This is a genomic window from Pseudoalteromonas sp. B62 (assembly GCF_037162565.1).
Taxonomy (GTDB): domain Bacteria; phylum Pseudomonadota; class Gammaproteobacteria; order Enterobacterales; family Alteromonadaceae; genus Pseudoalteromonas; species Pseudoalteromonas fuliginea.
In genome coordinates this window covers 1936608-1951215 of record NZ_JARLVB010000002.1, presented here as the reverse complement: position 1 = coordinate 1951215, position 14608 = coordinate 1936608, and the positions used below count along the sequence as shown (strand labels likewise).

Here is a 14608-nt window from a genome sequence, read left to right as displayed (position 1 = left end):
TTATAGTTAATCAAACTATATAAGTTAATAAATTGAAAACCATTCTTATTTCACAATTACTTCCAGGTATGTTTGTACAACATGTTACTAAGCAAACAGGTCGCATTAAAGTTAAAAGCCAAGGCTGGGTTAAAACTCAAGCGGATATTGATAAGCTAAAAAAAGCAGGGATCTTAGAAGTAGAAATAGATCCTGATAAAACCCTTGTCAATACAGTTCCTGAAAAAGAGCTAGAAAGCACTTCTGCAGTAAAAATCAAACGAGACCCTTGGCAAAAAGCACACAGTGCAGAACAAGAAATGGGCAAAGCTAAAAAGCTTTATGACGAAGCTAAAACACTTCAACTCAAAGCATTTAAAGAAATAAAAGCTGGCCGAAAAATAGATATAGCCCCTTTTAGAGAGCTTGCAAGTGGCTTTATGGATTCAGTGTTTAGAAATCAAGATGCGTTAGCGTGCCTTACACAAATGCGTCAAAAAGATGCTTATTTACTTGAGCACTCTATTAATGTTTCTATTTTAATGAGTATTTTTGCTAAGCACTTAGAAATAGATAAAGAGATTATCGAACAATTAACAACAGGTGCTTTGTTACATGATATTGGTAAAATAAAAATACCTGACGAAATTCTCAATAAACCGGGTCGTTTTAGCGACGCTGAATTCGAAATAATGAAAAAACACTCCCTTTTTAGTAAAGAAATTTTAGAAGGGTCTGGCTTAAAAGGAATCGCTGTTGATATTGCTGGTATGCATCATGAGCGTTTGGATGGCAAAGGTTATCCGTTTGGTAAAAAAGGCAATGAAATAAGCCAATATGTGCGCATGGCGTCAATTGTTGATGTTTATGATGCATTAACCGCTGAACGCGTTTATAAAGCTGGCATGGAACCTATTAAAGCATTTAAAATATTAAAAGAAGGCTGCCCCGATAGTTTTGACCCTGTGCTGCTTACTAAATTCATTCAATGCATTGGTATTCACCCGGTTGGGACTTTAGTAAAGTTATCAAGCCAAAAGTCGGACTAGTGACTGAAAGCAACCCTGCATCGCCACTAAAACCGATAGTAAAAACATTTTACAGCGCTAAACACAGCCGTTATACGGAAGTACAAGATATCGATTTAGCCAATAAAAAGACTTTAGATACCCTTGAATCAACTGTTAAACCAAAAGAATATAATATTGATTTAGAACGTTTTTATAAAAATTCAATACTGCCATAGAGTGGTCGCTTATTGCGGCCAATCTTGCAATGCTTTTAAACTAAACTCGTAACCATCAAAATCAAGGACGCTCTGCTCTGGTGTTATTTCTCTAACCGTTAGCGCACCAATACTCTCTCCTTCATGTAGCTCTCGTCCATTTAACTTTATCCAACGTTTATCAGCACTGGATGAATAAATATGCGCTTGGTATTTAATACTAGGCAACATTGATTGCAAACCATCAGGCAGTAGCTCCACAGGCTCAACACGTGATGACGTTTTTGATGCTTGAGTAACTTCATAATCTTGGTTTTTTTCGACATCTTGTATCGCTTGCGCAAATGCATTTTTAAGCGTTGTTGGCACGGCATCAAGTTCAGGATCACTCACTTGTTGAGATTGGTTGCTACCATTAATTGGCTTACCCAGTACTTTATATTTACTCATATCTAGTTGAGCCGATGCGGTATCTTGATTTTGCCCGAATACCGAAGTGTTTTGTGCATTATTTGGATTGTAATTACTTTGTGGGTTAAACGCTGGCTGATTATAATTTTGAACCGGCATTACTTGTTGCATATTTTGCTGATTATAACCTGCTGCGCTCGTGACCTGACTCGATGGCATAGGGATATATTGCCCACTAGGGGTTAATAACATTTGCTGTACACCATTAGGTGTTTGCACATGCACAAGTTGCCCTTCAATCGTTGCAGTATTTGTTGAAGCTACTTTTACAGGATCTACTTTAGCTATTTGCTGCTTTTCAACTTCAGTATCTTCCTCTTTAACGTCTTTGTTAGGCGATGATTTTTTGCTTTCCACCACCTTAATTACAGCGGGTCCCGCTGCGTTTAATAAGGTAGAACTTTGAAACCACTTTCCGGCGGTAAAGCCACCAGCGACAGCAATAAAAGCACCTAAGCTTGTACCAAAAACTAATGCTAATCGTCTATAACGCTTGAGTGCTTGTTGTTGTTTTAACTGCTCTGATTGCAAGTCGTACTGCTCAGCACTCATATCTGATTGCTGCGACTGCTTTAGCGCATCTAATAAATAAGACATAACTTACCTAACTATAAAATAAATGAAAGCCCAATACCTACGGCAAATAAAGTAGCGAAAGCAAAGCTGTATGATACAAATGATGTTCCCTTGTTCGCTTCATTAACTGGCGCTACAAAATCCATTGGTAATGATTCATGTGCTGATTTTTTTATTATATCGCCATCAACTATCAACTGCTGCTTTGCAAATGTGCCCACTAAAGCACGTTCACACACCAAGTTCATTAGGCGCGGCACACCACCCGTTAATTGATGAACTGCTTGCATAGCATCCATCGAAAAAATCCCTTTATCGCACCCTGCAACGTGCAAACGATGCTTTATATAAGCCACGGTTTGGCCTTGCGTAAGCGGCAACAAATGGTAACGAGCTGTTATTCGCTGAGCAAGTTGTCTTAATTCATTGCGCTTTAAAAGCTCTTGGAGTTCAGGTTGGCCCACAAGTACTATTTGTAATAGCTTTTTATGATCGGTTTCTATATTTGTCAGCAAGCGCAATTGCTCAAGCACATTAGGAGCAAGTAACTGTGCCTCATCAATGATAAGTATGGTGTGACCACCCGATTTATTATTAGTCTCTAAATGCTTTTTTATAATATCGGTAAGGCTTTTAAGCGTCGAATTATTAGTATCGTAACTAATATTAAGCTCATCACAAATACTGGCTAATAACTCTAGCTCCGAAAGTGCTGGATTATGGATCATTGCGACTTGGGTATTTTCAGGCAATTGCTCAAGCATACTGCGAGTGATCGTGGTTTTTCCGGTGCCCACTTCGCCCGTTAATAATACAAAGCCGCCATCTTCACCCAATCCATAGGTAAGGTGCGCTAAGGCTTCTTTGTGCCGTTCACTTAAAAACAAGTAATGGGGGTTAGGCGAGATAGAAAAAGGTTTTTCGTTCAGGCCAAAATAGCTTAAATACACCGTGATGTTCCTTCATAATTAAATCACGGCCTATAATGGCAAAAAAAGCCCCTAAGTGACAACACTGTGAGTGCTTTATTATTGAAATAACGTAAATTTATGAAAAACAAAAAAGCGCAGCTGTTTTAAAGTTGCGCTTCATACCTTTAAATTTACACTTTTTTATTTTTCATAGCGCACTAATCGTAAATACACATTACTTGTTTTAGCATGCAAACTATTTAGGCCACTATCAAACTGATAGACCCATGCAGAGCTCATTGTGCTCACACCCGATGTATTTGACCAATAATTTTGAAGCTTAGTGCCAAAAAATACAGTTTCATTAATACTCGGCTCTGTGCAACTGTGCTCTAAAATACTCGCCAATTCTTTAATGTTAGGCATTTGCCAATCATCGTAATCTGCGGTTGTATCATTTTTAGCTCCGCGTAGTGCCTCTTGCCAAGTGAGAGAAGGTGTTGAGCCTTCACAAAGTTGTGTCTCTGTATTGTAAGTCTGCCCATAACTACAGCGTTGCCACATAAGGCCAGTTTCGCTATCAGACACTGTGCCATCTGCATTTATAGTAAATCTATCTGTCGGTGTTGTGGTATCTGCACCGTCGTAGCACGTTTGCGCCGCTGCAATATTAAAGCTCAAACTTATAGTTGTTATTGCATAGAGTAATTTTAATTTCATTATTTTCTCCTAACGACTTCTAACTAAACGTACATAAGCAGTATTTTCTTTTGGATAAGCAAGATCGTTACCATCACTCATATCAATAATATACGCTTGCGATAAACTTGTACCATCAGCTGCTGTTTGTGAGGTCCAGTAACGTAAATGGCTTAATGCACTTTCACTTGGCATATTAGGGAAAAATGCCTCGTCAATTAATACACTTTGACCTTGTTTTCCGTAATCAATTAAGCCTAAAAGCTCTGTGTAACTAGGTAATCGCCAGTTCGTACCGCCACAAAAATCTAAGTCATTTACTTCGTTTATATAGCTTTGTACACCACAACTTGTATTATCAGGGCACGTACTATTAGCTGAACTTGTATCTGTAAAGGTCGTGTTGCCTACATCCCAAAAATAATGATTTTGACCATCACGTAACGAAGTATTTGGTACCGTGCCAGATGCCACACTTTTCACCTCCCAAACCAACCCTGTTACGTTATCGCGAATACAACTAAAACTATTGCTGGTGTCAGACACTTCATCGGCAAATTCATTTAACTTCGTATAATCAAACGCTAAATTACCTTTACCTACTTTATCCAAACGATTTGCAAAGCTGTCGCGGCCAAGTTCTGCATCTTGCGCGGGAAAGTCATCGCTTTCACAATTAATACGCTGGGTATTGTTATAACACTCACCCACACCACTATCATTTATAAGCCCGAGAGCTTTTGGCGATACATCTACAAATAAAGAATCTGTGTCTGTACGTCCTTTTGAGTCAGTTACCGTTACTTCAAAGCTCAATGTGGTCTCGGTGTCTACATCTGAGGCAAAAAATGTCGTTGTACACTGATTACTATTACTTAATGTTTCGGTATTACCGGTAAGTTGTTGCCATATACATTGGTATGTATCTGTTACGGTTTCACTGCTAGTTGCATCAAGTGTTACCTGCTCAAACTCTTCAATATTTTGATCAGCACCCGCATTTGCATCCACTAATTCATTTGTTTTGTTGAGGGTCATTGAATATTGAGTGCTTGCCTCACCGCCTTCATCATCTATAACAGTTAACTGCCAAGATAAATTTACGTTACTTTCAAGCAATGGATGAGAAAAGCTGAGTGTTGACTCATTAAAGCTCGCAATATTTAACTCAGGCCCCGATAGCAATTGCCAAAAATAGCTATCAATTTGGCCATTTTCATCCGGATCGCTTGACTCAAGACCGCTTAAAGTGACCGTGTCTTTGTATACAGAAGGAAGTGTTTCAGGCGATGTTTGTGTAACAGTAACAAGGGGAAGCTGGTTATTAGAACTAACTGAGATGGAAATGTCGTCACTAACGGCGCTAGTGCCGGAGCTTTGATAGCTCACTCTTAAAACTATTTCACTGTCAGTTTTTACATCTGGTGCGGTGAGCGTTTGTTCTGCTCCCTCTAACGGAAAGCCTTCTAAGCTTGGACCGCTTACTTGTTGCCAAGTAAAAGTTCCATCAGCAGGAGAACCCTGTGCTGTAATGGAAAAATCGGTTTTTTCAATAATTTGTAAGTCGTTTCCAGCATTAACAGATGATTCTACATCGGCATCATCGCTGCCACCACCGCCTCCACATGCGCAAAGCAAAGCAATAAGAGGAATTAAAGCAAACGCTTTCATACAAAGCACCTTTTATGTCAAATAGTTACTATAGTGTAATCATAAGCAATAAAGATGCCATTAAAGTGCTACATATAAGTATCTTGATGAATACGTACAAACAACTTAGTACCGATTTTACTGTAATCTACTTTGTATTCACGCCCATCTAAGGCTTGAATGAACAATAGCTGTTTTTCTTCACCAAACACGTCTGGGCTTCCAACATACACTATTTCTAAATAACGATCTTTTGCATCACGTCGATTTTTTGGCAACTCTTCTTTAAAAGGCTCTAGGCCATTTTGTGTTACTTTAATTCGCGGATGAATTTCAGAGTTAACAATCACTAAATCGTGTTTTTTATCTTTATGTATTATGGTATTTCGCCCACTTTTTAAAAAGGATCTGTCTTGACTCATTACTATTCCTACTACCGCACTTGAGTATTTACGTTATTTACTCTGCGTCGCTATAAACTGACTGGGGTTTTGCTTCCACTTATTTAAGTTAGCACTAAACGCCCAAATATCTCTATCTAATACACTGGCAGGTAACAATAAATCATAACCTGTTAACAGCTGAAGGTGCTTTGTTCTATTTGCAAACATAGCTATAAGCCCATTATAGCTTATTCCCCTTTGAGAGATATACTGTGTATCTTCTATTAACCATTCTGATGGGCAATGACCATTTTTGCAATGTTTTTGAACAGCTTGCATAAATAAATGTCGTTGTTCTATTAGCAGTTTCCCTGCAATTCTAGGTGATAAACTTGCTAAAAATTCATCAATATCATTTACTTTGATACCCACAGTATTTAACTCAATGTATTCAACCCCGTCCTCAACCTTAGGTATACCGCTATACCTAAAATTACTTTGAAAAAGGTGCCATGCTCCATACTTATGCTGATATATAAGTTTAGATTCACTTAATATTAAACTATAGAAGGGTTCTTGAGTTTTTAAAAACCCAATAAAAATAGCACCGATACAAGCACTCACTAAAAAAACTTCAACAATACTTATTTTATCTGGACGTAATAAATTAAAACCCATAATAAGCACCAACCCAATGGCACCCACTATTAATATTTCGATGCCATTACGTGCGCCTTGTGCCCTGTATTTTACATGGTTTCTATCGTTTTTATCCATGCTGATAGAACACCATATAAAATATCAACATAATAATAGCCCATAAAATAACTTTGCGGGCAGTTATACAAGCCTTACAGGATGTTTTAAAATTCATATATTTACCACTTTATATGTAACAAAAGGGGGACACTGCATCAGGATCATTAACTTTTACGCTTAACGCACAAATTTATGAGACACATAACCGCCTTTCTCCGGTCTTATTTCGTACAATACTTACAATTAATTTTCAGGTATGAAAACGATGTACTCAAGACAATCAGGCAAAGCTCTTTTTCCATTTATTATTACGCTACTTTTGATATTTAGCGTTTACTTATATTTACCGTCAAGCCATGGTGAACAAGCCGACTTATCTAAAATGTCTACTCAGGTATCTGCGCATACTGTGACATCACAAGAAAACGCGGTAATGATAGAAGCTATTGGTAGTGCACGTGCTAACCAAGCTGTTTATATTAAAAGTGCCCAAAACGATTATGTCACAGATATTTACTTTAAAGACGGTGACTTAGTTAGTAAAGGCCAAAAATTAGTGCAACTACAAAGTAAGCAAGAACAACTTGCAGTTAAAGAGCTTGGCATTAACTTACAAGAAGAGAAACGTCAACTCAACCGCTTAACCGAACTTTCACGATCTCAATCAACTGCAAAGTCATTATTAGAAGAGCAGCTATCTCGCGTTGATGCAACAGAGGCGCAACTAGAAAGCGCTAAAACAAAGTTAAATGAAATGACTATTACCGCGCCATTTTCAGGCCTGTTAGGTAAACGTGAAATATCAGTTGGCGCCTACGTAAACAACGCTACAATAATCACCACACTTGATGATATTAGTATTATTAAAGTTGATTTTAAAGTGCCTGAAAAATATTTAGCACAATTAAATATGGGCATGAAAGTATTAACTCAAAACGACGCGTACCCAGGGCAGACATTTAATGGCAAGGTAACGCATATTAGCTCGCGTATTGATTCGGTGACACGCAGTGTTGAAGTAACAGCAAGCTTTGCGAATAAATCAGGGTTACTTCGCCCTGGCATGTTATTAAATACAGCACTTGAGCTAAGCAGCAACCAAGCTTTAATGGTGCCAGAAAAAGCGGTTATCCCTTTACAAGACAAACACTTTGTTTTTCAAATTCAAGACGGAGTAGCCAATAAAGTTGAAGTACATGTTGCAAGCAGAAATAATGGCTGGGTTGCTATCGACGAAGGTTTAAATGATGGCGAGCAAATTGTTACTGAAGGGCTAATAAAAATTCGCTCTGGAAGTAAAGTAAGCGTAAAGGGGTAATACGTGAAAATTACTGATACTAGCGTTAAACGCCCCGTTTTTGCCATAGTAATTAATTTACTGCTTCTTACTTTTGGGATAGTTGCGTTTACGATGTTACCGCTTCGTGAGTACCCTGATATTGAAACGCCAATAGTAAATATCAGCACTGAATACACAGGTGCTTCTGCCGAAATTATAGAAACCAAAATAACGCAAATAATAGAAAACCGTATTTCGGGTATTGAAGGTATTAAAAGTATTAACTCATCAAGTCGTAATGGGCGTTCAAACATTACCATTGAGTTTGATATTAACCGCGATATAGATGCTGCATCTAACGATGTACGTGAACGTGTAGCACGTGCACTTGATAGCTTGCCCGATCAGGTACGCCCACCAGAAGTGTCTAAATCAAATAGTGATGAAAGCCCAATCGCCTGGTTTGTATTAAACAGCGAAACAATGGACTCGTTACAGCTCTCTGATTACGCGCAGCGTTTCATTGTTGACCGTTTAGCCGTTGTAGATGGTGTATCTAACGTGCGTATTGGTGGTGAGCGCCAATACGCCATGAAAATTTGGTTAAACCGCCAAGCAATGGCTGCACGCGGTATTACCTCAAGCGATATTGAAAATACACTGCGTACAGAAAACGTTGAATTACCCGCCGGCGAAATAGAATCAATAGATCGCGACTTTACCGTGCGTACCGCACGTAGTTATAAAGATCAGCGCGATTTTAAAAACCTTGTTATTAAACGAGGTGAAGAAGGTTATTTAGTGCGTTTAGGTGAAGTTGCCGACGTACAATTAGAAGCTGCCGATGACGAAAGCTTATTTCGTGGTAACGGGCGCAACATGATTGGCCTAGGTATTGTAAAACAAGCTAAAGCAAACACACTTACCGTAGTCGATAACGCGCGCAGTGAGCTTGAAAAAATCAAACGTAACCTACCTGAAGGCACCACAATTCAAGACAGCTACGATTCGTCTGTATTTATTAAAGAATCAATTAGTGAAGTTTACAGCACACTTGCCATCTCTATGGGTTTAGTCGTACTCGTTATATTTTTGTTTTTAGGCAATATACGAGCAACGCTTATCCCTGCGGTCACCGTACCGGTCGCACTTGTTGGTAGCTTTATGTTTTTGTTGGCAATGGGCTACTCAATTAACTTACTCACTTTACTTGCCTTAGTACTGGCCATTGGTTTAGTAGTAGATGATGCCATTGTAATGCTTGAAAACATTCACCGTCGTATTGAACTGGGTGAGCCGCCATTACTAGCTGCATATAGAGGTGCGCGTGAAGTTGGTTTTGCCATTGTCGCAACCACGCTTGTACTAATATCGGTGTTTGTGCCATTGGTGTTTATGGATGGCCGTATAGGGGCATTATTTACTGAGTTTGCAATGGCGGTAAGTGCTGCCGTATTTTTCTCAAGTGTTACAGCGCTGACTCTCGCTCCAGCCTTGTGTTCTAAAGTACTTAAAGTATCAGACAAACCAAATAAATTTAGTCAATGGATGGACCGCCAGTTTACTAAAATTGAAGTAAGTTACCGTAATTCACTCTCCACCAACATAACCCGTAAATGGGGTTTAATGGTGAGCCTATTATTAGCTGGCTTTGTTAGTTACTCGTTGTTTTTACAAGTTCCTTCTGAGCTAACGCCAAAAGAAGATCGTGGCACATTCTTTATCATGATGAGCGGCCCAGAAGGCGCAAGTTACGAAAATAACGCCGCTAATATGGCTAAAATTGAAGAGCGTTTAATGCCTTACTCGCAAGCGGGTGAGCTAAGTCGCGTACTTGTTCGAGTGCCTGGCTGGGGTGGCAGCGGCGGTGTTGCGATTGTTGGTATGGCCGATTGGGATAAGCGCAAACGCTCAACGTGGGAAGTAATGGATGAAATAAGCGGTAAAATGCAAGAAGTTACCGATGTTCGTGCATTTGCCATTATGCGCCGTGGTATTGGTGGTGGTGGTTCATCTCGCCCAATTGAGTTTGTACTGCAAGGTAATGATTACGCTCAGCTTGCCGATTGGCGTGACCGTATAATTAAGCGTGCTGAACAAAACCCAGGTTTAGTAAGAATCGATCATGATTATAAAGAAACCTTCCCGCAGTTTTTAGTCAGCATAGATAAAAACAAGGCCGCTGATTTAGGCGTTTCTGTATCTGATGTAGGCCGTACACTTGAAACAATGCTTGGCCAGCGCCGTGTTACAACCTTTATTGACCGCGGTGAAGAATACGATGTAATTTTAAAAGGGACTAAAGAAGACTTTACTAACCCTACTGACATTTCAAATATATACCTTAAATCACGAAGCGGTGAACTAGTCCCACTTGATAGCCTTATCAGCTTAAAAGAAGAAGCAACCGCATCGCGCTTAAACCGATATAACCGTATGCGCGCAATTACATTAAGTGCCAACTTAGCCGACGGTTATACGCTTGAGCAAGCGCTTAACTTTTTAAACGAAGTAGCCGCGCAAGAAAACGATATAGATGGCGCCGTAGATTACAAAGGCGAGTCGCAGCTTTATTACGAAGGCGCATCAGCGATGACCTACGTATTTATACTTGCACTCACCGTTACCTTTTTAGTACTGGCAGCGCAGTTTGAAAGCTTTATGCATCCGTTCGTCATTATGCTTACCGTACCACTTGGTTTAATGGGCGCTATGTTCGGACTTTGGGCTACAGGACTTACTTTAAATATTTACAGTCAAATAGGTATTGTCATGCTCATAGGGCTAAGTGCTAAAAACGGTATTTTGATTGTAGAATTTACTAACCAACTGCGCGATAAAGGCGTTGAATTTAGTGAAGCTATTTTGCAAGCAGCAACTCAGCGTTTGCGCCCTATTATTATGACCTCGCTGACTACGGTTATGAGTTCGGTACCTTTAGTACTTGCTTCAGGTCCGGGCGCTGAAAGCCGTATGGTGATAGGTGTAGTCGTGTTTACTGGGGTTATTGTATCGACCCTACTAACTCTTTTTGTTGTACCTGCTGCATATTATGCACTTGCACGTAACACTCAATCACCTGAGTTTTTACAGCAAAAATTAGACAAACAAGCTGCTGAAAAACCTTTCGAAGAGATCTAGCCTCTTAATTGCGCCGTAACCTTGTTGTTGCGGCGCATACAATTTATGCTCGCTTTTAAAACCCCATATACATTTTAGGAATACTTATGAGCTCAACAAAGCAAGTAGCAACATTTGGTGGCGGCTGTTTTTGGTGTATAGATGCTGCATTTAGACGTGTAAATGGCGTACTAACCGTAAGCTCTGGCTACACCGGCGGTGAAACAAATAACCCAACATATGATTCTGTATGCTCAGGCACAACCGGTCACGCTGAGGTTGTTAAAATTGAATTTGACGCGACTGTAGTTAGCTTTGAAACACTCTTAGCAATGTTTTTCATACTGCATGATGCAACACAATTGAATCGCCAAGGTAACGATATAGGCACACAATATAGAAGTGTGGTTTACTATCACGATGAAGCTCAACTTAAGCAAACCAACGAAATGATAGCTCAACTGCAAAGCCATGTTGCTGAGCCAATTGTGACAGAAGTCAGCCCTGCCACTACGTATTACCCAGCAGAGCATTATCACCAAGATTACTATAACGAAAATCCACAGCAGGGTTACTGTAGTATTTTAATAGCACCTAAGTTACACAAGTTTGAAACCGTATTTGAAGAGTTCTTAGCTGACTAGCTAATTTTAGTAGTTAAACTTAGCTAAACATTAAAAAGCCCGACATATGTAGGGCTTTTTAATATTAATAAATACCGTTAAAACTGGTAGCTTGCGCCTGCAAAAAAGCGACGCTCTGGCGTGTTGTAGTAATACACTTCACCCGTTGTAAAATCAGCGTTTGAATCAACAGCGTTATACTCTTTATCAAATAAGTTTTCTACACGAAGCGAAACTTCAATATGTTCATTTACTTGATAATTACCCGCCAAGTTCCAAAGTGTATAAGAGCCTAAGCGAGTCACAGCACCTTGTCGGTCGCTACGGTATTGCATGTCTAAGCTTGCATCAAAAGCACCAAACTGTTTTGCAAGTTCCCAGTTAAAAGTACGTTTAGCAACATTACGCAACTCTGCGCCCGTTTCTTCGTCTTCAGCGCTTAAGTAAGCAAAGTTAAGGTTGCTATCAAAACCAAAAAACTGCTGAGATAAGCTAAATTCAACCCCTTCGTAGCGTGCTTCATTTAAGTTGATAGGAAAAAGTTAGAATCTAAAGATATCTTATCTTCAATATCATTTCTAAAAATAGCAACGTCAATACTTGCTATATCAAAATCTACATTTAACCCAATCTCTTGATTTAATGATTTCTCAGGCTCTAAATCAGGATTAGATGAAGGTGGAAAACCAGGGAAAGCCGGAAAGTATAAATCGTTAAATGTAGGTGCTTTAAAACCAGTGCTTTGGCTTATGCGGAACGTGGCGTCTTCAGATAAATGATAACCCGCAGCAGCTGTATATGTTGTTTCGTCGCCAAATTGTTCATCATCGTCTTGGCGAATTGTTAAATTAGCTAACACTTTTTCAGCATTGTAATAAGCCCCAACAAATACTGCTAATACATCACGCTCTTGCATATCATACTGCGTTGAACTGTGCGATACATCATCGTTGTACCAGTTAACACCACCGCTAATATTAAGCTTTTCAGATAATATATATAGACCGTTATAATCAAATTGCACACGTTTCGTTATAAAATCATTTACACCAAATGCTGAGGTATCGTGAGAATCATCTGTTGAAAGCGCTAAATCAATACTATGCGTTTGGTTAGTGTAGTTTTTACTCCAACCTGCAGAAAGCTGATAGTTTTTAAAATCACCTGTTTCTATAGTACTTGTGGCTGGACTAAAGCGACTGTCGTAATCTGCATAGCCTTCACTGTATTGGCCTAATAACTTAAAGTCGCCGTAATGTGCATCGGTGTAGTTTACTTTAAAACCAAGGTTTTTATTTTCATAACCATCTTCATCTGGTGCTACGCCTTGCAGTACATCAAAGTTATCTGTTTTTTCAAAGCCTGCGTTAAATGCTGTTGTTATATCATCTGATTTTACAGAGCCCGCAACTTGATAATTTTGATAAGAGTCAGAACCAAATGTAGCGCTTAGGGATAAGTTATCTGACTCACGCGTAATAATATTAATAACACCAGCGAGTGCATCAGAGCCATAAACAGCCGCGCGAGAGCCTTTAATAATTTCTATGCGTTCAATACTATTTAGAGGGACATTATTTAGTGCTTTTTGACCTAGTGTTGCTGAGCCTGTACGTACACCGTCAATTAAAATCAACGTATCGCCAGAGCCCGTACCACGAAGTGACACACCTGTATTTTGACCAAAACCACCGTTTGGATTAACCTGAAAACCCACTCGCGTGCTTAAAAGTGTAGGTAAATCGCGTACGTTACTTGCTTCTATTTCAGCACGTTCAATAACATTTACACTCGCTAAAACGTCGTTAATTGATTGCTCAAACTTATTAGCTGTAACAGTTATTTTTTCAATTGATTGCTCTGCGCCAGACACAGAAAATGAAAGCGCAGCAGAAATTGCAACGCCTAGAGTTGTTTTGTTTAACATGATGTCCCCTACCTTTGCCCACCGCAAAGATTTAAGTAAGTAAGATTGCATCAAGGCCGGTCTCCGGACTCAGTAAGCATATAAAACATGCAATACTTTACCGTTGCGGGGGCAGTGTTGGGCTTGTAGTCATCATGAAAACGCACCAACTTCCCGATTATCCTGCTAAAAAAATCATTACATGAAGTGGCTAGCAAGCACCTTGAAAATATGCCGCTATTGTGGGTATTTTGTTTATAAATGTCAATGGACGTCTATACAGCTAAAGATATGTTCATCTATGATAAATACGAAAAATAACCTCACAAAAAAAGCCAAACATTGCTGCTTAGCTTTTATTAATACATTTTACACGCTCGTTAGCTAGGTTCTAGCTGGTGTAATTTAGTCGCGAAAGTTTTTAAACTGAAAAGGCTGACCTAGCTCAGCGCTACGCACTACTTGCATAGCCTCTTGAAGATCGTCACGCTTTTTACCAGTAACGCGTACTTCTTCGCCTTGAATAGCGGCTTGAACTTTAACTTTAGAGTCTTTAATGGCCTTAACTACTTTTTTAGCCATGTCTTTTTCGATACCTTGCTTTAAGCCAACGTTACGAAATACATTTTTACCTGCACGAGTAATATCTTGAAGCTCTAAGCTTGATACATCCATACCACGCTTAGAGATTTTGTTTGCCAAAATATCAAACAATTGCATAACTTGAGAATCAGCTTCAGCTTTTAATTTAATTGTTTTGTCATTTAATTCAATAGATGCATCAACACCTCTAAAATCAAAACGGGTCTCTAGCTCACGGTTGGCGTTATCAACCGCATTTTTAGCTTCGTTCATTTCTACTTCAGATACAATATCAAATGAAGGCATTGGTTTCTCCTAACTATTTAATCTTAATTTTATGTGGCAATTATAACGCTAAAATTATAATTCTTTACATTTTTCTGCATCTTGTTCAGGTGCGATACTAAATTAGTTTGATATACTGCGGTCTCTTTTTTAAGCGATT

At 39.2% G+C, this 14608-nt stretch carries 12 protein-coding genes, 1 pseudogene and 1 riboswitch; of the genes and pseudogenes, 4 read left to right on the top strand and 9 right to left on the bottom strand.

Annotated features, from left to right (window positions below; genetic code table 11):
• Window positions 1-32: 32 nt before the first annotated feature.
• A pseudogene (locus tag P4S71_RS13255) lies at window positions 33-1225 on the top strand (HD-GYP domain-containing protein).
• A 9-nt stretch (window positions 1226-1234) separates the two neighbouring features.
• Here the strand turns inward: P4S71_RS13255 and P4S71_RS13250 are convergent.
• The 6 genes from P4S71_RS13250 to P4S71_RS13225 form a co-directional block, all read right to left on the bottom strand.
• Entirely contained in the window at window positions 1235-2272 is a 1038-nt protein-coding gene (locus P4S71_RS13250; RefSeq protein ID WP_337150829.1) for a general secretion pathway protein GspB, read from the bottom strand.
• 11 nt (window positions 2273-2283) lie between these two features.
• On the bottom strand, window positions 2284-3201 hold the full coding sequence (locus P4S71_RS13245; RefSeq protein ID WP_007377550.1) for an ExeA family protein: 918 nt from the start codon (window positions 3199-3201) through the stop codon (window positions 2284-2286).
• Between the two features lie 162 nt (window positions 3202-3363).
• Window positions 3364-3882: an Lcl C-terminal domain-containing protein gene (locus P4S71_RS13240; protein ID WP_096792612.1), complete on the bottom strand. Its 519-nt coding sequence runs from the start codon at window positions 3880-3882 to the stop codon at window positions 3364-3366.
• Between the two features lie 9 nt (window positions 3883-3891).
• On the bottom strand, window positions 3892-5532 hold the full coding sequence (locus tag P4S71_RS13235; RefSeq protein WP_337150828.1) for an Lcl C-terminal domain-containing protein: 1641 nt from the start codon (window positions 5530-5532) through the stop codon (window positions 3892-3894).
• A 68-nt stretch (window positions 5533-5600) separates the two neighbouring features.
• Window positions 5601-5933 carry a hypothetical protein gene (locus P4S71_RS13230; protein WP_007377553.1) on the bottom strand — a complete coding sequence of 111 codons (333 nt, stop codon included), beginning with the start codon at window positions 5931-5933 and terminating at the stop codon, window positions 5601-5603.
• A 33-nt stretch (window positions 5934-5966) separates the two neighbouring features.
• Complete coding sequence (locus P4S71_RS13225) at window positions 5967-6671, bottom strand: DUF2982 domain-containing protein (protein WP_007377554.1); 705 nt, start codon at window positions 6669-6671, stop codon at window positions 5967-5969.
• Between the two features lie 247 nt (window positions 6672-6918).
• Between P4S71_RS13225 and P4S71_RS13220 the strand changes: the two genes are divergently transcribed.
• The 3 genes from P4S71_RS13220 to msrA all read left to right on the top strand — a co-directional run bounded on the left by P4S71_RS13220 (window position 6919) and on the right by msrA (window position 11696).
• Window positions 6919-7971 carry an efflux RND transporter periplasmic adaptor subunit gene (locus P4S71_RS13220; RefSeq protein ID WP_096792610.1) on the top strand — a complete coding sequence of 351 codons (1053 nt, stop codon included), beginning with the start codon at window positions 6919-6921 and terminating at the stop codon, window positions 7969-7971.
• Between the two features lie 3 nt (window positions 7972-7974).
• Window positions 7975-11073, top strand: a complete 3099-nt coding sequence (locus tag P4S71_RS13215) for an efflux RND transporter permease subunit (RefSeq protein ID WP_337150827.1) — start codon at window positions 7975-7977, stop codon at window positions 11071-11073.
• An 86-nt stretch (window positions 11074-11159) separates the two neighbouring features.
• Entirely contained in the window at window positions 11160-11696 is a 537-nt protein-coding gene (gene msrA, locus P4S71_RS13210; protein ID WP_337150826.1) for a peptide-methionine (S)-S-oxide reductase MsrA, read from the top strand.
• 77 nt (window positions 11697-11773) lie between these two features.
• On the opposite strand, the gene P4S71_RS13205 is transcribed toward msrA, so the two are convergent.
• From P4S71_RS13205 to P4S71_RS13195, 3 genes are all read right to left on the bottom strand, one after another.
• Window positions 11774-12208, bottom strand: a complete 435-nt coding sequence (locus P4S71_RS13205) for a TonB-dependent receptor domain-containing protein (RefSeq protein WP_337151627.1) — start codon at window positions 12206-12208, stop codon at window positions 11774-11776.
• On the bottom strand, window positions 12199-13602 hold the full coding sequence (locus tag P4S71_RS13200; protein WP_337150825.1) for a TonB-dependent receptor domain-containing protein: 1404 nt from the start codon (window positions 13600-13602) through the stop codon (window positions 12199-12201). Before P4S71_RS13200 ends, P4S71_RS13205 begins: the two co-directional genes overlap by 10 nt.
• Window positions 13603-13639: 37 nt before the next feature.
• A riboswitch (cobalamin riboswitch) is annotated at window positions 13640-13822 on the bottom strand.
• A 164-nt stretch (window positions 13823-13986) separates the two neighbouring features.
• Complete coding sequence (locus P4S71_RS13195) at window positions 13987-14469, bottom strand: YajQ family cyclic di-GMP-binding protein (RefSeq protein ID WP_007377833.1); 483 nt, start codon at window positions 14467-14469, stop codon at window positions 13987-13989.
• Window positions 14470-14608 lie beyond the last annotated feature (139 nt).